Here is a 24,369-nt window from a genome sequence, read left to right on the forward strand (position 1 = left end):
GCCGTCGGCGTCCCCGAGCGGGCTGAGGACCGCCCCCGGGCCGATCGCCAGGGAGGAAACGTCGCCGGAGGGCTTCGCGTCTGCGGCACGGAACCCGCGCGACCGGGGGCGGCGCACGACGAGCGACGGCTGCGACGCCGCCGGTACGGGCGGCAACGTCGTCGAAGACGGGCGGCCCACCGTCGCCTCGCTGGAACGTCGGCTCGAATCGTGACCGGCTCAAGGAAGGCGAAAGCTTGGTGCCGCGCCGTCCGACCATCCGTACGGACGCCGAGGAAGCGGTGCCGCGCCTGGCCCGGAATCGCCTCGTGGGGTTATCCGCGCATCAGCGACGAGCCGGCGGCCGAGTTTGTCACACCTGTACGGCATGCTGTCCTTGATCATCAACTGCCGCTTGGACGATGGAAGGGCACCATGGCGCGACTGCTCCGCAGCATCGAGGACGAGTTATACGTGGAGTACGGAGAATTCGGTCTCGCGGACACCGATCTTCCCGCGATCAGCAGCCCAGACCCGGAGGATTACCACTACATCGCCGCCGTCCGCATGGAGGCATGGGACGCCGAGCCACCAGGTGTCGATGACTCATGGACGCAAGTCGATCAGCCGACATTCGTGGCTGACAGCGGAGTGATCCACCTGGCTTCCATGATGGACGGGCGAGGCCACGACTTCCTCATCGGCCCGCCGTGCTTCCAGTACGGACTGACCGCGCACGTGCGAACGGTCGACGCGCGGGGTGAGGACGCCCCCGACCTGCGATGGCTGTTGCGGTTCTGGCCCATCCGCGATGTTTTCGACCCTCTCATTCATATGCGGGCGATGGAGCGCTTCATCCGGATGCCCAAGGAGTACGTGCCGTTGCCACTCCCGCCCGAGATGCTGCCTCCGCCGCTGGAGCCCCGCCAGGCACTCGTCCCCGTTTCCACGGCGCAGGAGTGGGCCGCCATGCAGCCCGGGGAGTTCGGTGACCGGCTTCGGCGGTTGGAGGAACGGCTCGCCGAGACGGGCGTCACGGTCCACGACTGGCTTCGGGAGCAGGGCGCCGACGTCTCCGACGACACGCCCATCACCGAGGACGTCCTCGACGGCCTCAAGGACCGGCCGGGACGCTTCCACGATCCCTACGTCGATCGCTACTTCGCCCGCGCCGACCAGATGTTCGGGCTGCCGCACGGCTTCGACGGCTGGGAACCGCACGTCCAGGAAGAGCGCCTGCGCGAGCTCGCCGACGACGAACGCATCGCCAAGGACCTGAACCCTCGACACGCCCGCGAGTTCTCCATGCCCTACCAGCAGCGGGGAGTCGAGCGTCTCCATCCCGGGAGCACCCGGCGCCTCTGGCGATGGGAAGACGAGATCATCGACGGCCTGCCGTTCGACGAGAGTCTCGTGGTCGGCCGGCAGGTTCATGCCCGCGACCCCTACACCCGGCAGATCTACGCGTCGGGCATCGTCACGATCCTCCGCCCCGAACGGTACAACGGCCGGGCGAACTGGTACGTCGTGCGAGAGGCGGAGCCGCACGAGGCCGCACGCGTCCTGTGCTCTGAGGCGACGTGGCTCGATCCAGACGGTCAACAGTGATCAAAGGCGTCATGGAAGAGGGAGCCGGCTCCTCGGGGAGTCGGCTCCGTTTCGGGCCGGACGAATGCCAGGGCATACCCGACCGGTGCAGCAGGCATTCCCTGGCCGGCACCGGTCACCACCGCGATCCTGCCCTGCCGAGGCACGATCCGCAGCGTTGACCGGTGACGGCGATCAACGCTTTCGGCTAAAGGTTGTTCCTGGTGAGCCAGGTCAGGCAGGCGTCGGCGACCTCACGCCAGCCGTGGTCGATGGTCAGGGAGTGGCCGCGGTCGGGGAACTCCTGGAAGTCGGTGATCGCGGTGGAGTCCCGGTACTGCTTGAGGGTCGCCTTGGTGACGGTCTCGGGGACAGTGTGGTCCTTGCCGCCGGCGATCAGGAGCAGCGGCCCCCGGGCGTTGTTGCCGGTGTCGACCTTGGCGGGTGAGTGGGGGGAGAAGTTGGCGGCGGCGGCCTCGAACAGCGGCTTGCCCGGCGCGGGGATGGTCCAGCGTTCGTACAGTTCGGCGGCCTCCTCGGCCGGGATGGCGTTGCCGAACGCGTAGGTGAACTGGTCGAGGGTGAGGGAGACGGCCCGGTGCTTGTTGGCCGGGTTCTTGAACACCGGCAGGGTCGAGCGCAGCGCCGACAGCGGCAGCGGCAGCACCCCCTTGATCTGTGCGGCGTCGATCGCGATCGCGGCTCTGGCCAGGTCCTGCCCGAGCAGCTTCTCGGCGATCATGCCGCCGAAGGAGTGGCCGATCAGGATCGGCTTGACGTCCAGAGCGTTGATGATCTCCGTGTAGTGGGCGACGACGTCGTCGATGCCGTGGTCGGCGATGCTGTCGGGGTCCTTTCTGGACAGTTCGACGGTTTCGCTGTCCCCCGGCCAGCCGGGAGCCGTCGCGTCGTAGCCGGCGGTCGTGAACAGCTCGGTCCAGGAGGACCAGGAGGTGGCGTGCAGCCACAGGCCGTGGATGAAGATGACGGGAATGGTCGGTGCGGTCATCGGTTGCTCCTCAGGAACACGGCTGTCATGCCGGATGGGTGTGCTGGACGGCCTGGGTTGCGGTGGCGGCGGTGCGGATGTGGCCGGCCACGGCTGCCGGTTGCGACAGCGCGATCGCGTGTGAGGCGTCGACCTCGATGGTGTCGGCCCCGGCGCGTTGGGCCATGAAACGCTGTGCGGCGGGATGGATCGCCTGGTCGGCGGTCGCCACGACGTACCAGGACGGCAGGGTCTTCCAGCTCGCGGCGGGAGAGCTCTCCTCGAACGCCACGGCCGCGATGGGGCGCTGCGCGGCGGCCGCCACCGAGGTGAGGCGCCGGGGCAGGTCGCCGGCGAACACCGCGGGAAACTGGTCGTCCTTGAGATACAGCTCCACGGCCTCCTCTCCATCGCCCGTGCGGAAGACGGCCGGCCGCAGCGCCGGGCCCAGCAGGCTGTCGGGGAAGCGGCCCGTGACGTCCAGCACGCTCTCCCCTTCCTCCAGGGCGAAAGCGGTCACATAGACCAGCCCGATCACGTTGCCCGGCTGGGCTCCCGCCCGGGTGATGACCACACCGCCGTAGGAGTGACCCACCAGCAGGACCGGACCGTCGATCGCGGCGACGACGCCGGCGAGGTAGGCGGCGTCGGTGGCCGGTCCGCGCAGCGGGTTGGCCACCGCGGTCACGGGGATCCCGGAAGCCTGGAGCTCGGCGATCACGCCCGCCCAGCTCGACGCGTCCGTGAAGGCGCCGTGAACCAGTACGACGGTCGGCGTGCTGCCGTTTCTGAAGGATCTCCCTGTGGTCATGGCCTCACCGTAGGAAGCCCCTTGCCCGCCTCGCGAGCGTCACATGACTGCGTCACCGAGCGTCACACGCGCAGGGCCGTGCTCAACGCCGATCGAGAGGTGATGCCCAGTTTGGGGAAGATCCTGTAGAGGTGGGAGCTGACGGTTCGATGAGACAGATAGAGCTTCTCGCCGATCTCCCGGTTCGTCAGGCCGTCGGCCGCCATCTGGGCGATCTGGAGTTCCTGCGCGGTCAGCACGTCGCGCGCTTCGCTGCTGCGCCTGCGGCTGCTCTCGCCGGAGGCCCGCAACTCCTGGCGTGCTCGCTCGCTCCAGGGGATCACCCCCAAGGCGTCGAACGTCTCGCGAGCCGTACGCAAGGGCGCGCGCGACTCGGCCGTACGCCGCTGGCGCCGCAGCCATTCACCGTACGCCAGCAGCACCCGAGCCCGTACGAAGGGCCATCGCCGCAGGTCGGCCCCGAGCGCGGCATCGAAGAAGGGCTCCGCTGCCGCCTCATCGGCCAGAACGGCCCGGGCGTAGCGCAGGTCGGCGTGCAAGGACGGCGACGGCGTGGTGAGCGCCACCGCCTCCAACTCCTCGATGATGCCGGCCACCGCGCGACCTTGACCGCTGTGCGCTGCCGCATCTGCGAGTTCGGCCAGGGAAAAGCAGCGCAGCGCCAGGTGGAAGGCCGGATCGGCGGGGTCGTGCATCCGCCGCAGATGGTCGAAGGCGTCGGCGTAACGTCCCTCGCCCAGCGCGGCGAGCCCACGCGCGAGCTGCACCGTGGCCAGCACGGGGCGGGCCCCGACGGGCAGGGCCACCTGCTCGGCCGCCACCGCGAGGCTCTCCACGCGATCCTGCTCGCCACGCAGCGCGGCGAGCACCGCGCCCGAGGCCTGAGCGATGGCGTGCATCAGCGGCTGGGACGTCTCGTGCGCCAGACGGGCGGCCTCCTCGGCCGCGGGGATGGCCACGCTCAGGTCGGCCAGCCGGGCCGCGCTCCACGCCTGTGCCCCGAGGTCCCGTGTCAGGAGGCTGAGCCGGCCCTGCGCGCGCAGGGCCGGCAGCGACGCGGCGCAGAACTCCTCCGACAGGTCGAACGCCCCCACCATCAACGCCGAACTGCCGAGCAGGCGGGCCGCCGGCCGCCCGCCGGTCGGGTGGGCGGCCAGATGGCGCAATCGCTCGATCACGACCTTGCCACGCTCGATCGGAGCCGCGAACGCCAGGACCGTCAGCAGTCGTCCGTCCAGATCGTCGACGGGCAGGCCCTCGGCCACGGTGACGACGCGTTGCCGCGACCGCTCGTCAGCATGAGCCCAGAAACATCGCAGGGACGCACTGGACAGGAGTTTCAGCGCGAGATCGACGTCCCCCTGCGCCGCCATCGTCTCGGCGAGATCGGCCAGAGAGTGCGCTGCCGCGCTGTCGTCACGGATGCCGTCCTGGAAGCTCTCGCGGATCCACACGATACGGGCCTGCTGCTGGGCCGACAGCTGCGGCTGCTCGTCTTCTCCCAGCAGTCGCATGACGATGTCGCGCCGTCCCATCTCAGCCGCGTACTCGGCGGCTCGCACCAGCCGTTCACACCGGTGAGCGGGATTCTCGCTGAGCCTGACCGCGTGCTCCAGGGCCGCGACGGCCGACAACAGGTCGCCCCGACGTCGCACGCTCTTGGCCGTGGTCTCCAGCTCGACGGCGATGCTCTCATCCGGCCTGGGGGTGGACGCCGCACGGTGCCAGAGGCGACGGTCCGGCCGGTCGGTGAGGACGTCGGCCAAGGCGGCGTGCACCGCGTGCCTCTGGGAGATGCTCGCTCCCTGGTAGATCGCCGAGCGCATGAGCGGGTGCCGGAACGACACCGCGGCTTCGTCCACGTCGACCAGCCGTGCGGTGACGGCGGGAGCCAGATCTTCTGCCGTGACCGTTACGCCGGTGATCAGCGCGGTGGCGTCGAGGGCCTCGGAAAGGGCGGTGCTGTCGTTGAGCGCGGCCACCAGCAGCACGGTCCGAAGGGTCGATGGCAACCCCGACATGCGGGCGGTGAAGGTCTGTTCCAGCCGGGTGGTCAGCGGGAGCCACCCCGGCGGCAGGGGCCCTTTCCTGTCCCGCGCGGCGATCGGCAGCTCGACGAGGGCCAAGGGGTTTCCCGCAGCCTCCCGCAGCACCCGTGTGCGCACCGCCGGCGTCAGGGTGGGGCTGCAGGAGTCCAGCAAGGCGGTCGCGGCGGTGTCATCGAGCCGATCGAGGAGCAACTCCGGCAGCCCTGCCCCGTCAAGGGGACTCTGGAAACCGTCGCGTATCGCGGCCAGCAGCACGATCGGTTCGGAGTCCAGCCGCCGCGCGACGAACGCGAGCACGTCGGCGCTCGCGCGGTCCAGCCAGTGAGCGTCCTCGACGAGGAGCAGGACGGGCGAGCGGGCGGCGGCCTCGCCCAGGAGGTTCAGCGCCGCCAGGGCGATGAGGAACGGGTCCGGCACCCGGGCGTCGGTCAACCCGAACGCCGCTCCCAGCGCGTCGCGCTGCGGGGCGGGCAGTTCCCTGATCTCGGTACGCAGCGGGAGCAACATCTGATGCAGACCGGCGAAGGGCATGTGCGTCTCTGATTCCACACCGGCCGTCCGCAAGATGCGCATGCCACGCGCGGCCGCGATCCCCGCCGTGTCCAGCAACAGGGCCGACTTCCCGATCCCCGCCTCGCCGCGTACCAGCATCGCCCCGCCGCTCTTGCGGACGCCGTCCACGAAATCGCCGAGACGCCGCTGTTCGGACTGCCGCCCGAAGAGTGCTATTCCTAGCTGGTTTGCTGGCATATGAAGCTATGGTCGCGTGCGCTCAGGGTCCCGTCCAGCGACATGGCCTCTGGGTGGGACCGGAGCGGTGAGCCGGGGTCAAGGCATCGTCGACGGGCAAGGGCTGCGGAGACATGCCGAACAGGTCGAGGAACATCCCCGCGCGCCAGCTCGACGAGCCATCCCTGACCGGCACGCTCGACCGCCGGCGAAGAGCCGGCAGCCGTGGTCCCGTTGTCAGGTCCGCCAGAGCGCCCGGTACTCGCGTGGCGACATGCCCCTCAGCTCCCGGAAACGGCGGTTGAAGTTGGACAGGTTGGAGAAGCCGCAGTCGGCGGAGATGCCGGAGACGGTGCGGTCGGTCTCCCTCAGCAACCGGCAGGCGGCGTTGACCCGCAGCATGGTGAGGTAGCCGGTGATCGTGGCACCGGTGGTGCGGCGGAAGAACCGGCTGGCCGAGGCCGGGGCCAGGTGGGCGGCGCGGGCGACGGCTTCGAGCGTGACCGGCCCGGCGTACTCCTCGTTGAGCAGCCGGACGATCGCGTCGATGCGGTCGCGAGTGGCCCCGTTGAGGGAGGGGACGTACCGGTCGCCGGCCAGCGGGCGCGCATCGGCGCGACGCGACAGCCGGACGAGCGCGTCGATCAGCGCAAGGGTCCGCTCGGGCGGCGGCATCGCGTCGAGGTCACCGAGGTCCACGGCGTACGGGGGAAAGCCCAGCCCCCGAGCCGAGCGTTCGAGCAGCGCGGCCACGTCGGCGAACTCGGGGCGGTCGAAGAAGTCCCGTCCCAGGAAGTCCCGGCGGAACTGGGCGACGATCGCCTCGTGCCTGCCGTGACCGGGCACCGACTGGTACGTGTGCGGCAGCTGAGGGCCGATCAGGGTCAGGTCGCCGGGACCGTACTCCTCGACGCAGTCGCCCACGAACCGGGTGCCGGTGCCTTGGGTGATCAGGGTCAGTTCGTATTCGCGGTGGAAGTGCCAGGCGAAGCGGAAGTGCGTGGCCTGGCGGACGTACAGCGTCCAAGAGAGCTGGGAGGTGGCCTCGATGTGCTCGTAGAACGCGCGCATGGTGCTCCGTCGTCATGAAAGTATCGGAATCGGTCATCCGTCGCGTGGCTCGAACACCAGGGTGCGGCGAGGCTGGTCACATGACGATCACACCCCACGATCTCGGGTCCCGGTACGACCTCGACGCCGCCGCGCTGCGGCATTTCGACGACAACGGCTTCGTGAAACTGCCCGGCGTGCTGGACGCCGGGACGATCGCGGCGTACGAACCCGAGATCACCGCGAAGGTCATCGACCTGAACACCCAGCACCTCCCCCTCGCCGAACGCGACACGTACGGCAAGGCGTTCCTCCAGGTCACCAACCTGTGGCGGCACAGCGACCTCGTCCGCGAGTTCGTCTTCTCCCGGCGTCTGGCCCGCATCGCGGCCGAGCTGCTCGGCGTGGACGGCGTCCGGCTCTATCACGACCAGGCGCTGTACAAGGAGCCGGGCGGCGGGCTCACCCCGTGGCACGCCGACCAGTACTACTGGCCGCTGGCCGGCGACCGGACCGTGACGGTCTGGATCCCCCTGCAGGAGACGCCGGCCGAGATGGGGCCGCTGGCCTTCGCCGCCGGCAGCCACCGCTTCGAGTACGGCCGTGACCTGCCCATCAGTGACGAGTCCGAGCGGGAGCTGCAGCGGGCGCTGGCCGAGCGGGACTTCCCGTCGGTCGAGACGCCGTACCGGCTCGGCGAGGTGAGCTACCACCTCGGGTGGACGTTCCACCACGCCGCGCCGAACCGCTCGGACCTCCCGCGCCGGGTCATGACCGTGATCTACATGGACGCCGACATCACGGTCTCCCGGCCGGTCAACGACAACCAGCGGCACGACCTGCGTGCGTGGCTGCCCGGAGCCGAGGTGGGAGCCGTCCCGGACACCCCGCTCAATCCTGTTCTGCACCGGAGAGGGTGACCGGCTCCCCGGGGATGGGACACGGAAACCTTTCTGTCACTGCTTGACGGCGCCGGCGAGTCCGTTCACGAAGAACCGCTGCAGCACCAGGAAGATCGCGATGATGGGGGCGAGCGTGATGACGGAGCCGGCGCACAGCAGCGTCCAGTCGGTGGAGTTCTCGCCGATGAAGGCGTACATCCCGACGCCCAGGGTGCGCAGCTCGGGACGGGCGAGGGTGAACACGAGCGGGATGAAGAAGCTGTTCCACGCCGAGATGGCGGTGAACAGGCCGACTGTAGCCAGCATCGGACCCGACAACGGGAGCATGATCCGCCAGAAGACCTGGTGGAAGCCGGCCCCGTCCACCCGGGCGGCGTCCTCCAGCGAGTGGTCGATGGCCCGGAAGTAGCCCATGAACAGGAAGGTGCCGAAGACGATCCCGCCCGCGGACTGCACGATGATGATCGACCAGAGGCTGTTGAGCAGGCCGAGCCCGTCCATGATGTCGAAGATCGGGATGATGGTGTAGCCGTGGGGGAGGAAGACCGTCCCCGCTACCACGACCAGGACGAGCCCCTTGCCGGGGAACTCGGTGCGGGCCAGCGTGTAGCCGGCCATGGCGGTGACGAGCAGGGTGATGACCACCGTGGCGACGGTGATGGTGAGGGTGTTGAGGAAGTACTGGCCGAAGGACGCCCCCTGCCAGGCCTGCCCGTAGTTGGCCCACAGCGGCGTGCCGGGCAGCGGGTTCAGGCCGCGGCCGAAGAACTCGTCGGTGCTCTTCAGCGAGCTGCCCAGCGTCCACAGGAACGGGTACAGCCAGGCGATCCCGCCGAGGAGCAGGAACGCGTGCGTCAGCCACGGCGCGCGCCGGGTCATGCGCGACCTCCCCTGCGCTTGACCAGCACCCGCAGGAAGAGGGCCTGGGCCACGGCGAAGACGATGAGCAGCATCCCGTAGAAGAACGACGCCGCCGAGGCCAGGCCGACGTCCCGCTCGACGCCGGTGCCGCCGAACCCGCCGAACGCCAGGTGGTAGACGTAGGTGTTCACGACCTCGGTGGCGAAGTACGGCCCGCCGTTGGTGAGCACCTGCACGAGGTCGAAGACCTGGAACGAGCCGATGACCGACAGCAGGACGATGACGACCCCCACCGACCTGAGCATGGGGACGGTGATGTAGCGGAAGCTCGCGAGGGCGCCCGCGCCGTCGAGCCGCGCCGCCTCGTACAGCTCGTCGGGGATCGTCTGCAGACCGGCCAGGAAATAGACGAGGTTGTAGCCCAGCGTGTGCCAGATCCCGACGCCGATGATGATGATCATCGCGAAACTCGGGTCGCCGAGCCAGTCCACGTACTCGTCCGTGAGGCCGATCGACATCGACACGTCGTTGACCACGTCGCCGAAATTGGAGAAGAGCAGCTGGACGACCACGCCGACGACCGCGGCCGACGTCACCACCGGAAGGAAGAAGAGCGTCCGGTACAGAGTCCTGCCGCGCAGCCGGCGGTTGTTCAGCACGAGGGCGAGCGCGAGCGCGAGAACGAGCTGGACGGGCACCACGAGCAGCACGTAGAAGAACGTGTTGCGCAGGGCTCCCCAGAAGATGGAGTCGGTCATCACCCGGGCGAAGTTGGCGAGCCCGACGAAGTCGCCGGGCTCGCCGATCCCGTCCCACCGGTAGAAGGTGTAGCCGAGCGACGCGATGATCGGGTAGATCACGAACGCCAGCAGCAGCACCAGCATCGGCAGGACGTACAGGTAGGACCAGCGCGCCGCGGCGATCCGCCGTCGCAGGCGGGACGCCCTGCCCGCGATCAGCGCGCGGGGCCGGCCGACCAGTTGGATGTCCGTCATCAGCTCATCCGCGCTTGGTGGTGTACGGCTTGGCGATGTCCCAGTCGGCGAACACGTAGTCGTCCATGCTGACCTTGAGCCCCTGCCCGCGGGCCTTCGACACGGCCTCGCCCAGGGCGCCGTTGAGGCGGTCCTCGAGTTCCTTGAGCGCCTTGGGCGTGTCCTTGAGCTGGCCGGTGTAGATGCCGGCCGCGACGTCCGGGAGGTCCGGCTGGACCGGCGCCACCTCCACCTTGGCGATCTCCGGGTTGCGGATGGCGGGCACCGGGCCGACGAGGGCCGTGTTCGCCATGGCCACGTACTGCTTGAACGTCGGCGAGGTCACCCCCGCCGGGTCGTTGTTCTCGGGGTAGACCGACAGGCCGTAGCCGCCCTGCACCCAGCGCTTGCCGGCGGCGGGGCTGTAGAACCAGTCGAGCCAGGCCCACGCCTGGTCGGGGTTCCTGGCCTTGGCCGAGATGCCCATCAGGTAGCTGCCCGGGGCCCCGTAGAAGAAGCCCTGCGGGGTGCCGGTGGGCGACGGGAGCGTCATGAGGCTGTAGTCCTTGAAACCGGCCTCCTCCCAGGGCGCCTGGTTCCACACGCCGCCGACGATCATGCCGAACCGGCCCTTCGAGAAGAACGCCCTGGCCTGCTCGTCCGAGATGCTCATCGAGTTCGGGTAGATGAAGCCGCGGCTCTTCCAGTCGAGGAGCAGAGCGAGGAAGTCGGCGTAGTTGCGGTCGGTCCCGTACGCCCATTTCCCGGTGCGGTAGTCGACCGACTGGGTGCCCCCGGGCGACCCGGCGCCGCGGCAGAACAGCTCGATCAGCCACGGCAGGGCCCCCTTCTGCGCGTTGCCGAAGCCGAGCCCGAAGACCTTGCCGCCGCTCTTGCTCGTGATCGCCTCGGCGGCGCGGGTGATGTCGTCCCACGTCTTCGGGATGAGCACCGTCCCGTCGGGGTTGGTCAGGCCGGCCTCCTTGAAGACCCCGTTGTGGATGTAGAGCTGCAGCGCCGGCGCCAGGCCGCTGAAGGGCGCGGAGTAGACCTTGCCGCCGAAGATGTTGACGCCCTCGACGAAGCTGTTGGCGGGGAACCTCGACCGCCACTCGGGGGTGGCCCACTTGTCCAGGGGCATCAGCCAGCCCTCGCCGACGTGCGTCTCCAGTTTCGGCTTGGTGGGCAGCAGGAGGACGTCGGGGGCGGTGCCGCTGCGGAAGGCCAGCGCCACGAGGTCGAGGTACTTGTCGGTGACCTGGGTGGTCTTCTTGATCGTGGTCTTGCCGTTGGCCTGCTGGAAGAGCTTGATCTCGTTGTCCACCCACGGCGCCTGGCTGACGTACCAGTCCCAGTACGCCAGCGTGGTGCCCTGCGCCGGGGCGGCGTTCTGCCGGGAGTCGCCGCAGCCGGCGAGGAACGCGGCGCCGCCGGTGGCGACGGCGGCCCCCAGGAGTTGCCGGCGGCTGAGCTGAATGGCTGACATGGACTTTCCTTTCGATGAGCCGACTCGATGTGCTGACATCAGCCGACGACAACCGTGATCGCCTTGCCGGCGATGGTCGGCATCGAGACGGCGACCTCCTTGGTGACGCCGCCGGCCGTGACCTTGACGGTGTAGTCGCCGAGGAAGCCCCGCACCGTGGTCGATCCGGTCGCCCCGGTCGTGGCCGTCGCCCTGGTCCACCACTTGCCGTAGATGAGGTCGCGCCAGGCCACGGCGTTCGGCTTGGGCGTGTAGTCGGTCCGGAACAGGGCCCGCTTGGGATCCCAGGTGTCGCCCTCCCAGAACCCGAACGTGCTGACCCCGGTGACCTGCGGCATGCTGAACATCACGGTGAGGAAGTCACGCGTGTAGTCGGCCTGGAGCTGCTCGTCGGTGGTGCCCACGTCGAACTCGGTGATCGCGACGGGCAGGCCGATCCCGCCGAACTTGTTGATCAGCGTGATCAGGTCCTGCGGCGAGGTGAGCTGCTCACCGGCGAAGTGCCCCTGGATGCCGATCCCGCCGATGGGTGCCCCGCCGTCCTTCAGCGAGCGGGCCAGGGCGGCGAACTGGTCCTGGTGGCGGACCTCCCAGCCGTTGTCCTCGATGATGTCGTAGTCGTTGAGGTAGAGCCTGGGGCCCGCGTCGGCCTGCCGGGTCAGCCGGAACCAGCGGTCGATCTCGCCGTCGCCGAGCACGTTCTGCACGTCATGGTTGGCGTACGGCTCGTTGACCACGTCCCACTCGTCGATCTTGCCGGCGAGCGTACTCGCCTCGTCGGTGATGTGGGTGTCGATCCTGTTCCGCAGCGCGGCGGGGTCGTTGCGCAGGCCGCAGACGTCGGCGGGCATGTTGCCGCACGACGGCCAGATCAGGGTGTGCCCGCGGACGAACAGGCCGTTGTCGCGTCCCCACTGGAGCGCGGGCAGCGTGTACGTGTTCCGCTCGGTCACGTTCTCCCAGTGGTTCCACTTGAGGTTGTTGCCGAGCGTGAACTGGTTGAAGTTGGCCAGCAGCGTGTCGCGGTACTTCTGCCCCGCGGTGTTCTGGGTCATCAGCCGCACACCGTCCGCGGCCGAGCCGAACTTGAAGGCGTGCCTGGTCATCTCCGCCTGAACGGTGGCGCCCGGGACGAGGTGGCCCTGGGAGTCGACGACCTTGACGTAGATGTTGCCCTTGCGGTCGCGTTCGATCCGGTCGGCGGCGGCGGCCCGCCAGGACGCGGCCGCGTCGCGACCGGCGTAGGTGGCCTGCGGCCACCCGGCCGGGGTCCCCGGTCCGTACCGCAGCACCGACACGCCCGCGATCTGCAGCACCTGCGGCCCGTACCCGAGCCAGAAGTTGACGCGGACCTGCCCGGCCGCGTAGTCGGCGGCCATCCGGAACGGCAGCTGGAAGCGCTGCCACACGGCCCCGAACTTCATCGCCGCCTGGGTGGACTTGCTGTAGCTCCCGCCGTTCTGCTCGAACACGAAGTGGGCCAGGCCGGATCCGGACGGGGTCGGCGTGACCGACCGCGCCCAGAAGGTGGCCAGCATCGCCTCGTCCTTGACCGTGGGCTGCGCGGACGGGACGCCCACGCCGAAGGAGTACTCGCCGTCCAGGCCGGACGAGCTCGGCTGCCCGGTCACCGTGACCTGCAGCGCCTGGTCGAAGTCCGGCTGCCCTTGAACGGTGACCATCTTCGTCTGGGGTGCGGGATTACCCGTGAACTGGGTGAACGATTCGAGGACGTCGGCCGGCATGACCTCGGTCGGTGCGGCGGCGGTCGCGGGCGCCGCCGGTCCCATCAGCGCCGCGAGCAGCGCTCCGGGGATCACGTACGCCAGCGCCTTGGTGAAGCGACCCATGAGGGGGCCTTTCTTTCGACGGGCAGGGGGGATCATGACCGGTGCCGCCAGGCGCCGGTCTTCGCTTCGTCGATGTGAAAGTGGAGGTGAGATGCGTGTCAGGCGGGAGCGGGGCCCGTGCTGTCCCGGACGACGAGAGTGGTCGGCAGTTGGATGCGGGTGGGCGGTGGCGGGTCTTCCCCGGACCCGGGCCCGGACCCGGACCCGGACCCGGACCCGGACCCGGACCCGGACCCGGACCCGGACCCGGACCCGGACTCGGGGGAGACGATGGCGAGCAGCATCCGGGCCGCCTGCTGGCCCATCGCCTCGAACGGCTGGCCGACCGTGGTGAGGGCGGGCTTGACGTGCGCCGACGACGGTATGTCGTCGAATCCGACCACTGACAGGTCCTCGGGCACCCGCAGACCACGGTCGGCGGCGGCCTCCATGGCGGCGTAGGCGGTGACGTCGTTGTGCGCGAACACCGCCGTCGGCCGGTCGGCGCGATCCAGCAGCTCGCGCACCAGCTCGCGGGCCCGCGGCGGCTCGAACGCGCTCTGCGCGGTGAGCGAGGCGTCGATCGGGACTCCGGCCTCGGTCAGCGCGTCCTCGTAGCCGCGCTGCCGGTCCTGGCAGCACGGGTACGTCATCGGCCCGGCCAGCGAAGCGATCCGCCGGTGACCGAGGTCCAGCAGGTGGCGGACCGCGCCGCGGGCGCCCTCGTAGTTGTCGGCCTCGACCGACGGCAGGTCGAAGTGGGAGCCGAGGGTGTTGATGAGGACCACGGGCACGCCCTGCCCGTGCAGGTCGAGCAGGGGCTTCATGGGCTGGTCCTGGTTGATCACCAGGACCCCGGCCGACAACCCCGAGGCGAGCATGCGGTCGATGACCGGCCCGTAGTCGCGGTCGTTGGTGCTCGTGTAGAGGATGATCTCGTACGGCGTGCGCTCGATGACGGAGGCGACCCCGAAGTTCAGCGGGGCCACCATCCGCCACGTCAGCCCGGGCACGATCATGCCGATGAACGGCGGCCGCCCCTTCGCCAGCGCGCTCGCGGTGGCGCTGGGCACGTAGTTGTGGCGGGTGATGACCGCCAGCACGCGCCGCCGGGTGGCCGGGTCGACCCGCGGGCTGTTGTTGATCACCAGCGACACCGTGGATTTCGATACGCCGGCCAGCCGTGCTATATCGCGGATCGTGATTTTCTCCATGCCCGTTCCCCAACTGCGTCCGGCCTTTTGTCAAACCGGTCCAACACCATTTCCTGGGACGGTAGCGCTGGACCGGTTCGATGGCAATACTTCGACGAAAAACAGGAGTAACTCGCCCGTAACTCTTGCGACGAATACGGGCCGATGGCGTGCCGGCTCGGCGGTCCTGCCGCCCGGCGTGAGCAGCCCGACCACCTGGGCGCTGCCCCGTAGCCCGGCGTTGCCGTTACTCGATCACCGCGCCGGCCTTGCGCGGACGGCCGTCGACGGTGACGACGCCTGAGGCGGTCGAGACGTCGATCATGCGCCCCCGGTGGACCAGCCCGGTCAGCTCCACGTCCCCGTCGGGGAGCGCCGCCGGGATGACGACCAGGCTGCCGTCGAGCCGGAAGCGCACGCCCGCCGCGCCGGTCAGGATCGCCTCCGCGCCGGCCAGCCCGGCGACGATGTTGACCCGGCGGCCCGCGGGCGGTGCCGCCGGGCGGTCGCAGTAGTGCTCCTGGGGGTAGTACGGGAAGTGCTGCCCCATCCAGAGCAGCCGTCGCATGACACTCCAGGCGAGGGACGGCTCGCCGTGCTCCCAGAGCGTCAGGGCGAGCTGCGGGCCCTCCCCGGTGTACGCTCCGCCGCCCGACCAGTCGGTGTCGCCGAGCTCGTAGTGCAGCCGGTCGTCCGCGGCCACGGCGCTGACGCCGTACGGTGCGAGGAACGAGCCGTCACGCAGCCGCCTCAGCATGGCCGAGGCCATCTCCGGCGTGCAGGCGCCGTTCCGCATCGCGTCGAACGCCTGGACGTGCTGGACGAGCTCGGTGTGCCCGTCGGGGTAACGGCAGCGGAACCAGCCCTCGCGCTCGTCCCACAGCTCGCGGGCGATCGCGTGCCTGATGTCATGGGCGCGGGAGCGCAACTCATCGACGGGCAGCCGCGCGCCGGACACCTCGGCCAGCTCGGCGAGCCGGTCGAGACACCAGGCGCGTTCGGCGTTGGGGCTGGCGACCACGTGCTCCCAGCCGGTGCCGCGCATCTCCAGCAGGTTGTGCTGGGTGCCGTAGTCGCGTAGCGCCCCGGCCGGGGTGAAGCGGGCGTCCAGCCCTTCGACCAGCTCGTGGAGCTGGGTGACCAGGGCGGGGGAGATGCCCTGGTGGGCGGCGACGGCGGTGGCGAGGGTGACCAGGGACCAGCCGCTGTAGGCGTACGGGACGCCCTGGCCCGTGCCGTCGGGAGCGATCGCGTAGTGGCTGGTGAGGTCCACCTTCATGAGGGATTCCAGAACAGTGGTGGTGGCGTCGCCGAGCATGAGGGAGAGCAGGTGGGGGGCGTACCCGCCGGTGTCCCACGCGTAGGAGCACAGCGCCCCGCCGTCCAGCCCGGAGGTGGCCACGAAGGGCGAGGTGATGAAGCCGGGGTTGGCCCAGAGACAGGCCAGCCCGCTGGACAGAGAGCCGCGCCAGTACGCCTCCAGCCCCGGGATGTCGCTGGACAGCCGCGGCACCCGCGCCAGCGCCGCGGCCAGCCGGCGCTCCGACTGGCGGCGGGATTCGGCGGCCAGCTCCCGCAGCCGCCCGGGCGGCGTCCCCGCGCCGGCGCGAACGGCCAGCGCGAACACCGCACTCCCGCCCGCCGGGACGTCCTGCTGGAGTCCCTCGTGGGAGAGCTCGACGGTGACGTCCCCGGCCTGCCAGGTCCACGGTCCCGTGCGCGTGGCCGCCGGACCGGGTTCGGGCGGGACCCAGCCCCATTCGCCGAGCGAGACACGGCGGGGGCCGCCGGGATCGGCGCGCGGGTGCAGGGTCACGGCGACGTCGCGCCCGGACCGGTTGGTGATCTCCACCTCCAGGACGAACCCGGCCTGGCCGTACAGCGGGGTGAGGGTGCTCCGCACCCCGACCGACACGAGTTCGCCGTGGTGGCGGCGGTGGTATGTGCCCTGCCTCTCGATCCGGCCGGGCCACCAGGTGCCGCCCGCGTGGAGCAGGCCCACTCCGGCCACGCCGGGCGCCGCACCGTCGGCGATCCGGTGCCCGTCCACGTCCAGTTCGACGGCCAGCGCGGCGTCGGGGACCGCGTACGGTGGCGCGAACCACCCGCCGACCCCGCACACCGAGCCCGGTGGTGCGTGGACGGTGGTCCAGCCGCTGGTGACCCAGGTGTGGCCGGGCGCCACGCTCTGGCGCAGGTCGAAGGCGAACTCGTCAACTGCGTAAGGCATGCGTCAATCCCTTGCCTGACGGGTGGCTGGGCGGGGAGATCTCTCCGAAGGGCGCGGACGACCGGCGCTCGTGACCGATGCTGACATCGGCCCGTATTCATCGCAAGAGTTGCCGCAGTATTACCGCAGTTTTTCGTTCAAGTATTGCCATCGAACCGGTCCAGGACTACCGTCCCGGGTAGGGTTTTGGACCGGTTCGACAAAGGTATGGCCATCTCCGAAGGCTGAATCCGCCCATAACGCAAGGATCATTCGTGCCCCTGCGCCTCGCCATCCTCAGCTTCTGGCACGTGCACGCTCCCGACTACGCTCGCCAGGCATCCGAGCACCCCGGCACCGAGATCACCGCCGTCTGGGACGAGGACCCCGCCCGCGGGCGGGCCTGGGCCGACGACCTCGGCGCCGACTTCCATCCCGACCTCGGCGGACTACTCGCGCGCGGTGACGTCGACGCCGTTATCGTCACCTGCCCGACCACCGCGCACCGCGAGGTCATCACGGCCGCCGCGGCGGCCGGCAAGCACATCTTCACCGAGAAGGTCCTCGCCCCGACCACGGCCGAGTGCGCGGAGATCACCGCCGCCGCGGAGAAGTCCGGCGTCGCGCTGATGCTCGCGCTCCCCAGGCTGTACGACGGCTACACGACGGCCATCCGCAAGGTGCTGGCCGACGGCGAACTCGGCCGCCTCACCCTTGTCCGGATCCGCCTGGCTCACGGCGGCTCGGTCGGCGAGGGCTGGCTCCCCGAGCACTTCTACGACCCGGCCGCCACCGCGGGCGGTGCCCTCATCGACCTCGGCTGCCACCCCATGTACCTGGCCCGGCTGTTCCTCGGCCGCATGCCCGAGTCTGTGACCGGGTCCTTCGGCCATGTGACCAACCGCGCCGTCGAGGACAACGCCGTCGCGGTGCTGCGCTGCGCGGACGGCACGCTTGGCGTGGTGGAGGCGTCCTTCGTCGCACCGGCCTCCCCGTTCACCATCGAGCTGCACGGCACCGAAGGCTCCCTGGTGTACGGGACGCCCGAGCCGCGGATGCTGCTCAGCAGTGGCGGCGCCTGGCGCGAACTGCCCGTGCCGCCGCGTACCGGCACGCCGTTCGAGCTGTTCGTACGCCATGTCGCCGACGGCACCCGTGACGAGGAGAACCTCGCCCTCGGCCTCGACCTGACCCGCTTGATGGTCGCCGCCACCCGCGACAGCCGCGAGGAAGGAAGCCGCATATGACCCTCTCCATCGGCCTTATCGGCTGCGGGAACATCTCCCGCTCCCATCTGCGCGGCTATCTCGCCGTCCCGGACGAGGCGGCCGTCACCGCCGTCGCCGACGTGGACCTCGACACCGCCACCGAGCGCGCCCAGCAGGCGGGTGGCGCCCAGGCGTACCGCTCCTATGAGCGCATGCTGGAGGAGGCCCCCGTTGACGCCGTGGACATCTGTCTGCCCCACCATCTGCATGCCGACGCCGTCATCGCCGCCGCCAAGGCCGGCAAGCACATCCTGTGCGAGAAGCCGCTGTGCCTGACGATCGCCGAGGCCGAGCGGATCGCCGACGCGGTGGGCACAGCCGGGGTCACCCTGATGTGCGCGCACAACCAGCTCACCTTGCCCGCGGTCGCCCACGCCCGCGAGCTCATCGACTCCGGCGCGCTGGGCCGGGTGTACGAACTGCGCACCACCGACAGCTTCTTCAACGACTTCGACCCGTCGACGATGGGCTGGCGCGCCCATGCGGCCACCAGCGGCGGCGGCGAGCTCATCGACACCGGCTACCACCCCACCTACCTGCTGCTGTACCTGGCGTCCGCCCGCCCGGTCGCGGTGACGGCGATGCTCAGCACCCACCGGCTGGCGTTCATGGAAGGCGAGGATTCCGCCCGGGTGCTGGTGCGCTTCGCCGACGGCGCGGTGGGGGAGGTGGTGACCAGCTGGGCGTACGAGGCGGCGCCGTTCACCGAGAAGTTCTCGGCGGTCGGCGAGCTCGGCAGCCTGTGGAGCGACGGCACGACGCTGTGCCACAAGCCACGCGGCGGGGCCGCCACCACACTCGAATTTCCGGCCGTCGACTCCATTCCGGCCGTCTGCGCCGACTTCGTCCGCCGGATACGTGCCGGATCGCGGCCGGTGCACACCCACGAAGAGGGCACGGACGTGCTCAAGGTCATTCTCGCGGCCTACCGGTCAGCGCAGGAGAAACGAGAGATCACCCTGTGACGGGGCGCGAGACCGGCGACTCGACTTCGATCTGCGAACCGCGTCATCCATCCCGGCGCGCGTATGGGGGAGCCTTGTGAGTGACGTCCTCGAGCGATTCGACCGCGACGGCTACGCCGTCTTCCGCGATGTCATCGACCGGGAGCTGGTGCGGGAGGCGGCCGGCCACGTCGACTGGCTGCAGCGCCGCCACCCGGACCTGCGGCCCGAACATCTGGGCCACACGCTGCTGCGCGACGACCCGTTCTGGCTGCGGTTGATCTCGGACGACCGGCTGCTGGACATCGCGCAGACCTTCATCGGCCCGGACATCGCGCTGTTCGCCTCGCACTACATCAGCAAGCCGCCGTACTCCGGGCAGCCGGTGCTCTGGCACCAGGACGCGGCGTTCTGGCCGCTGGAGCCGATGCGGGTGGTCACGCTCTGGCTGGCCATCGACCACTCGACGCCGGGGAACGGCTGCGTACGGCTGATCCCCGGCAGCCACCGCGGTGACATCCAGGCGATGCGCCCCAACACGACGGTGGACAATGTGCTCGGTGAAGAGATCGCGGCCGAGGTGGAGGAGTCGGCGGCCGTGGACATGGTGCTGGCGCCGGGCGACGTCGAGGTGCACCACCCGAACATCGTGCACGGCAGCAACGCGAACACCTCGCCAGAGCGGCGATGTGGGCTGACCATCCGCTACATCCCGACCTCGACCCGCATCACGGCGGACGAGCAGCCTTACCCGAGCGCGTTCCACCTGCGCGGCGAACCCGGCGTGAACGCCTATCAGCCATGGCCCGACTTCGACCCGGCACGGCACTACCGTTTCGCGGGGGCGGAGGTCACGCGGCGGTAGAAGCAGACGGGACCGTACCGGCGTGCGGCGACGACGGCCGCAGGCCGGTACGTAGGTCCCGCCGTACGGCCCGAGACCGGGATGCGCTGTCCGACCCGGCGTCGGCGGCACGGACGATCTCCCGCACGGCGGGCGTCAGCGTGCCTACGGTCAGGAGCGGGCGCTCAAGCTAGAGCGCGTCGGAGGCCGGGGGTGTCTTCCCGCCGGTGACATCCTCATCGCCGGCGTGCTGGTCGCTGCGCCCGTTGCGGGCGGGGTCGGGGACGTTCTCGTCCGTGGACTCGGCCGGGGTGAAGGCGTTGAACGGGCTCGTCGCCGCGGGGATGACGATGTGCTCGATGGGCCCGGTGTCGACGGTCGACTCCAATGGCCCAGGGTTGACGATCGACTCCAGCGGCTCGGTCAAGGCGTCATCCTCCTGAGGGCCGAGAGCGGGGTCGGGCCGCCGGTTCTCCTGCTGGGAGGGGGTGCTGTCCTGCTCGCCGGGTGGGGTGGTGTCGAGGGCTACGGCAGCCTCGATGGCTTCCAGGAGCTCCCATCTCCACACCGTGCCCTCGTCCGGCTCGGCGACGCCGTGTCGCGGGCCGACCGGCACGGGCGGGCTCGGGGGAGCGTACCCGGCGGCGGCGGTGGCGGCCGAGCGGGCGCCGGCGCGCGTCTTGAGCACCACGAACACCGCGAACAGAACCACGACGGTGACCACGGCCGAGGTGACCAACGCCGGAGTGGACAGGCTGGGCAGCGGGCCGCTGACCGAGGCCTGGAGGTGCGTGGGGAACGCCGTCGCGACCGGGGTGTCAGCCGCTTTCGGCGCGGCAGGGGTGCTCTCCTCGGGGACCGGCTCGGCGGAGAAGGGGGCGGTGGCCGGCGTGGGGGTGGCAGTCGGCTCGGACTGGGACGTGGCCGCCGACTCCGTCGGGGAAGCGGTCGGCTCGGGTTCGGGAGAAGCGGTCGGCTCGGCGGCGGCGGTGGTGGCGGTCGGCGAAGGAGTGGTCTCCGAAGCCGTCTGCGGCACCGATGCGCTGGCCGTGGCCGTGGCCGTCGTCGAGGGCGTGGTCGACGGTGTGGCAGAGGGCGCGTCGGCGGTCGGGGTCGCGCTGGCTGTGGGGGGTGTCTCGGAGGCGGTTGGCGTTGGGATGGCCGTGGCCGTGGCCGAGGGCGTGTCGGAAGTCGGGGTGACCGTGGCGGTCGGGGTGTCGGAGGTCGGGGTGCTGGCCGGGGTGTCGGAGGTCGGGGTGGTGGACGGTGTGTCCGATGTCGGACTGGCACTCGGGTTGTCGGAGGAACTCGGTGCCGGGGCAACCGTGGCGGGCGGAATGTCGGCGGGATCCCGGGTTGGGGTTGTCGCGTTCGGCGGTGAGTCCGAGGCCTGAGTGTGTTCGGGTGCGGTGGCGGAGTGAGGGTCGTCCTGGGTGTCACCTGGGCTCACAGGGTCAGCCGACTGCCCCTGAGAGTGAGAGCCGTCCGCAGCACCCGTGCCCGGTCCGTCCGCGGTGGCCGGGCCCGGCTCGTCCGTGGCGTGGGTGCCCGGTCCGTCGGCGGTGTTCCGGCCCGGGTCGTCAGCCCCGGGCCGGGCGCCTGACGGAGCCGCGTGGTCGTCGGTGGCCTGAGGGTTCTGGTCGTGGGGGCTCTGGACTGTCTTGTCGCCGGACGGCTGCTCTTGCCCCGTGTGACCACTGGACGGCTGCGCTTGTCCTGTGTGATCGCCGGAGGGCTGGCGGGGTACCCGGTCGGAGGGTTTGTTGGTGGTCGTGTCCGCGTCGGGCCGCGAGCCAGTGGGCCGGTGACCGGGTTGTTCCTGGTTCTCGTGGATGTCGCGTGATGCCTCAGACGTCTGGTCGGCGTATTGATCTTGCCGGGTCTGGGACCCGGGTCGTGCTTCGGCGGACCAGTCGCCGGCCGCCTGCTGCGGCGCCTCGGGTCCGGGCCGCGCCTGAACCAGCTGGAGTACGGACTTGGTCGCGTCCAGGTCGGCCTTGACCCGTTCCGGATAGCCGTACCCGACGACACTGCTCGTGCTGCGCTCTTTGCTCTCCACGACGCCGCCGTCGGTGTTGCCCTCGATCGTGAAGATCGTGTCGCCTCGCACCTTCGTCACGACGCCGACGTGGTCGATGTCGTCGATCTTGCCGGAGCCGCTCCAGTCGAAGAAGACCAACGCGCCGGGCGTCGGAACCTTCCCCCACGCGTGCTGTTCCTTGAACCACTTCGCGTGTGCCACCGTCCACGCGAACTGGCCGACCCATGCCTGGTAGCCGAGCTTGTGCGCCGCCCACGAGATGTACATGTCGCACCACGGGGCCGAGCTGTAGTCGGCGTCGAACTCGACGTTGCTGCCGTACCATTCGCCGAACTTGGTGCTCGAGCCCTTGTCGGCATACCCGAGCTGGCGCTGGAGCAGTTCGATGAACCTCTGCGTCTCTGGCGTCATGGAAGTGAGGGAACCTCCTGAACAAGACCGGATATATGCACATTGATCCTGACAAAATTGGTAATCCTGTGACCAATGTGAATAAACCGGAAGTCTGCGATAGGGCGAGGGTAGCCTGATGTTTCCGCAGGTCAAGTGCGCCCCAAGGAGGGTTCAACGCTTCCGGCGAAGGTAAAGTCCCAGGTAGAAGGCGGTGTCCGATGTGTCGCCTGATGGGAGATATACGGAAAGATCTACCTAAATTCGCTAACAATCGCCCGTCAGCGGGTCCCACTCGTGGTGTCGGACTCACGTGTGTCGAGTGGCTTCGCGTCAGGCGCGAGGCGCCAGGCCCGTACCGGTCGTGAATGGGCCTTTCGCGGCTCCGGCGGCACAGGCCCCGCCTGGGGCGGGCGGCGCCGTCGTCGATGAGCGCTGCGACGCCGCCTCCCGAGGGCTTGGCGCTCACGAGTGTCAGATGTCCCAGCGGGCCTCCTGGCCACCAAGGTCGAGGCGGGTGATCAGCCGATCTCGGCGATGGCGGCCAGGCGGGGGCTGGTCATGAACTCGGCGTCGTCTCGGGTCAACAGTGGCGCTTCGACACCGCGGGCCGAGGATCAGTAGCCCGCCGGTGCCGGCCAGTGGCGTTCGATCCCGATCGTGTCCAGTTCCCCGGTGAACTCCTCCAGCAAGGTCTCCTTCTCCCTGACCTCCTGCGGTTCCACCTCCCGGCGCAGGCAGTACGAGGCCAGATGGCCCGCGACCTCACCCACATTCCATTCCACAGGATGCAGGCGAAAACACCCGTTCGAGATGTGCGTGCTGCCGATGTTCTTCCCCGCGGGCAGCAGGTTGCGCATCCTGACGGGCAGCAACGCGCCGAGCGGGATCTCGAAGGGCACGCTGGCGATGTCGATGTAGTTGTCCCCACCGGTCGACGGGTGCAGGTCGATGCGGTACGCGCCGACTCCGACGGAGTCATGGTGCCGCAGCGTGCCGCGGTCGCCGCGGACGGCCCTGGAGACATGGTGCTCGGTGACGGTGGTGACCGCGCGGATGCGCCTCGACTCCCTGACGTAGGCGGACTTCGCCAATCCGTCCGCGGTGCCGACCACGTCGTGGCGGAGCCGGAGCCCGGGAAAGCCGGTGCCGCCGTCAGGTCGGGGCGCTTCGGTCTGGAGCCAGTACAGCAGCGACAGCGACAGTTGCCTGGCCTCCCTGTGCGCCAGCGCCGCCGTGTCGGCATCCACCTCGATGATCGGGCGCAGCCAGTAGTCGTTCAGCGGCCAGTTGACCAGAGTGATGTCCGAAGCGGCGAAGCCGGGCTCGAACAGGTCGCGGGCGAGGATCCTGCGGAACATCCACAGGTCCTTGTCCCCCGATTGGGCGCTCTGGTCGGCCAGCACCCCGCGGGGATCGCCGGGCGGGTTGGGGTCGAACCAGCGGGCTTCGGGCTCCAGGGTGCGTGGGTCCGGCGCGCTGAAGCCGAGCAGCGGCCCGGGCCAGAAGCCGGGCCGGTAATCGCGCCAGAATCCGTAGTCCGAAGGCCGGTCGATGACGTGGTTCTCACCGTCGTGGTGGGAGACGGCGAAGCAGTAGGTGATGCCCTGCATGTTCAGCGGCTGGTACTCGTCCGGCGCGTGCGGCTCGTCGTGCTCGCCGCGGGCCTCCGCGCCCGTGACGTACTCCGCCTTCGCCAGCGGCAGCAGATCGCCGGTCTCCGTCGCGTCGAGGACATAGGCGGCGGCGATGGTGTGTGAGTCGCCGGAGCGGAGGTCCAGCAGCGTGACGGCCCTGACGCGGTCACGGTCCACCTCGACATCGACGGGGCGGTGTTCAAGGAGGACGCGCAGGCGCCCGGCGGCCACGTGGGGAGCCAGCATGGCCTGCAGGATCGCCAGGGAGACGCGTGGTTCGTGGCACAACTTGCTGACATATCCGGCGCCGGGGTTCAGCTCGCGCCAGCGCTGCGCGCCGCCGGTCATGGGGTACCAGCGCCGGTAGTAGTCGCGGATGGAGCCGCGCACGTCACGATAGGTAGCGGTGGAGCCGTAGCTCTCGATCCACGGGTGCTCGTCGGGGGGAACGGCCTGCGCGGTGAGCTGGCCGCCGATCCAGTCCGTCTCCTCGGTGAGGACGACGTCGTGGCCCGCACGGCAGGCGGCCAGGGCTGCGGCGACGCCGCCCAGCCCACCGCCGACGATGAGGATGTCGGTCATGGATGATGCCTTTCGAG

Annotated in this window: 17 protein-coding genes; 5 read left to right on the top strand and 12 right to left on the bottom strand. The window is 69.9% G+C overall.

All coding sequences use genetic code 11. The annotated features are described in order from the left end of the window. The first annotated feature begins 414 nt into the window (after positions 1-414). Positions 415-1,587, top strand: coding sequence for a hypothetical protein (locus ABZX61_RS08065; protein ID WP_355192513.1), 1,173 nt, complete (start codon positions 415-417; stop codon positions 1,585-1,587). A gap of 187 nt (positions 1,588-1,774) precedes the next feature. Here the strand turns inward: ABZX61_RS08065 and ABZX61_RS08070 are convergent, their stop codons facing one another. From ABZX61_RS08070 to ABZX61_RS08085, 4 genes are all read right to left on the bottom strand, one after another. Next, on the bottom strand, positions 1,775-2,575 hold the full coding sequence (locus ABZX61_RS08070) for an alpha/beta hydrolase (RefSeq protein ID WP_355192515.1): 801 nt from the start codon (positions 2,573-2,575) through the stop codon (positions 1,775-1,777). Between the two features lie 25 nt (positions 2,576-2,600). After that, positions 2,601-3,365 (bottom strand): alpha/beta hydrolase, encoded by a 765-nt coding sequence (locus ABZX61_RS08075; protein WP_355192517.1) that lies wholly within the window; start codon positions 3,363-3,365, stop codon positions 2,601-2,603. Between the two features lie 62 nt (positions 3,366-3,427). Continuing rightward, the gene (locus ABZX61_RS08080) at positions 3,428-6,163 is read right to left on the bottom strand and encodes an AAA family ATPase (RefSeq protein WP_355192519.1); all 2,736 of its coding nucleotides are present in this window, start codon (positions 6,161-6,163) and stop codon (positions 3,428-3,430) included. Positions 6,164-6,379: 216 nt separating this feature from the next. Further along, positions 6,380-7,213 (bottom strand): AraC family transcriptional regulator, encoded by an 834-nt coding sequence (locus ABZX61_RS08085; RefSeq protein ID WP_355192521.1) that lies wholly within the window; start codon positions 7,211-7,213, stop codon positions 6,380-6,382. An 80-nt stretch (positions 7,214-7,293) separates the two neighbouring features. Here ABZX61_RS08085 and ABZX61_RS08090 point away from each other — a divergent pair, with 80 nt between their 5' ends. Further along, a complete protein-coding gene (locus ABZX61_RS08090) occupies positions 7,294-8,112 on the top strand; it encodes a phytanoyl-CoA dioxygenase family protein (protein WP_355192523.1) in 819 nt (272 codons plus the stop codon). Between the two features lie 36 nt (positions 8,113-8,148). Here the strand turns inward: ABZX61_RS08090 and ABZX61_RS08095 are convergent, their stop codons facing one another. The 6 genes from ABZX61_RS08095 to ABZX61_RS08120 form a co-directional block, all read right to left on the bottom strand. Further along, positions 8,149-8,973: a carbohydrate ABC transporter permease gene (locus ABZX61_RS08095; protein WP_355192525.1), complete on the bottom strand. Its 825-nt coding sequence runs from the start codon at positions 8,971-8,973 to the stop codon at positions 8,149-8,151. After that, positions 8,970-9,950 carry a sugar ABC transporter permease gene (locus tag ABZX61_RS08100; RefSeq protein ID WP_355192527.1) on the bottom strand — a complete coding sequence of 327 codons (981 nt, stop codon included), beginning with the start codon at positions 9,948-9,950 and terminating at the stop codon, positions 8,970-8,972. The genes ABZX61_RS08095 and ABZX61_RS08100 overlap by 4 nt, the downstream gene beginning before the upstream one ends. 4 nt (positions 9,951-9,954) lie before the next feature. Beyond that, entirely contained in the window at positions 9,955-11,415 is a 1,461-nt protein-coding gene (locus ABZX61_RS08105; RefSeq protein ID WP_355192529.1) for an extracellular solute-binding protein, read from the bottom strand. Between the two features lie 38 nt (positions 11,416-11,453). Further along, the gene (locus ABZX61_RS08110) at positions 11,454-13,265 is read right to left on the bottom strand and encodes an endo-1,4-beta-xylanase (RefSeq protein WP_355192531.1); all 1,812 of its coding nucleotides are present in this window, start codon (positions 13,263-13,265) and stop codon (positions 11,454-11,456) included. A 98-nt stretch (positions 13,266-13,363) separates the two neighbouring features. Next, a complete protein-coding gene (locus tag ABZX61_RS08115; RefSeq protein WP_355192533.1) occupies positions 13,364-14,458 on the bottom strand; it encodes a LacI family DNA-binding transcriptional regulator in 1,095 nt (364 codons plus the stop codon). Between the two features lie 226 nt (positions 14,459-14,684). Beyond that, on the bottom strand, positions 14,685-16,667 hold the full coding sequence (locus ABZX61_RS08120; protein WP_355192535.1) for a hypothetical protein: 1,983 nt from the start codon (positions 16,665-16,667) through the stop codon (positions 14,685-14,687). A gap of 254 nt (positions 16,668-16,921) precedes the next feature. Here ABZX61_RS08120 and ABZX61_RS08125 point away from each other — a divergent pair, with 254 nt between their 5' ends. From ABZX61_RS08125 to ABZX61_RS08135, 3 genes are all read left to right on the top strand, one after another. After that, entirely contained in the window at positions 16,922-17,893 is a 972-nt protein-coding gene (locus ABZX61_RS08125) for a Gfo/Idh/MocA family oxidoreductase (protein WP_355192537.1), read from the top strand. Next, a complete protein-coding gene (locus ABZX61_RS08130; RefSeq protein WP_355192539.1) occupies positions 17,890-18,879 on the top strand; it encodes a Gfo/Idh/MocA family oxidoreductase in 990 nt (329 codons plus the stop codon). The genes ABZX61_RS08125 and ABZX61_RS08130 overlap by 4 nt, the downstream gene beginning before the upstream one ends. Before the next feature lie 76 nt (positions 18,880-18,955). Then, on the top strand, positions 18,956-19,723 hold the full coding sequence (locus ABZX61_RS08135) for a phytanoyl-CoA dioxygenase family protein (protein ID WP_355192541.1): 768 nt from the start codon (positions 18,956-18,958) through the stop codon (positions 19,721-19,723). Between the two features lie 169 nt (positions 19,724-19,892). On the opposite strand, the gene ABZX61_RS08140 is transcribed toward ABZX61_RS08135, so the two are convergent. Together ABZX61_RS08140 and ABZX61_RS08145 are read right to left on the bottom strand one after the other, a co-directional pair. Next, the gene (locus tag ABZX61_RS08140; protein ID WP_355192543.1) at positions 19,893-22,154 is read right to left on the bottom strand and encodes a CHAP domain-containing protein; all 2,262 of its coding nucleotides are present in this window, start codon (positions 22,152-22,154) and stop codon (positions 19,893-19,895) included. A 596-nt stretch (positions 22,155-22,750) separates the two neighbouring features. After that, positions 22,751-24,352, bottom strand: a complete 1,602-nt coding sequence (locus tag ABZX61_RS08145; RefSeq protein ID WP_355192545.1) for an FAD-dependent oxidoreductase — start codon at positions 24,350-24,352, stop codon at positions 22,751-22,753. Between the last annotated feature and the right edge of the window lie 17 nt (positions 24,353-24,369).

It is taken from the genome of Nonomuraea sp. NPDC003709, assembly GCF_040610775.1.
GTDB lineage: Bacteria > Actinomycetota > Actinomycetes > Streptosporangiales > Streptosporangiaceae > Nonomuraea > Nonomuraea angiospora_A.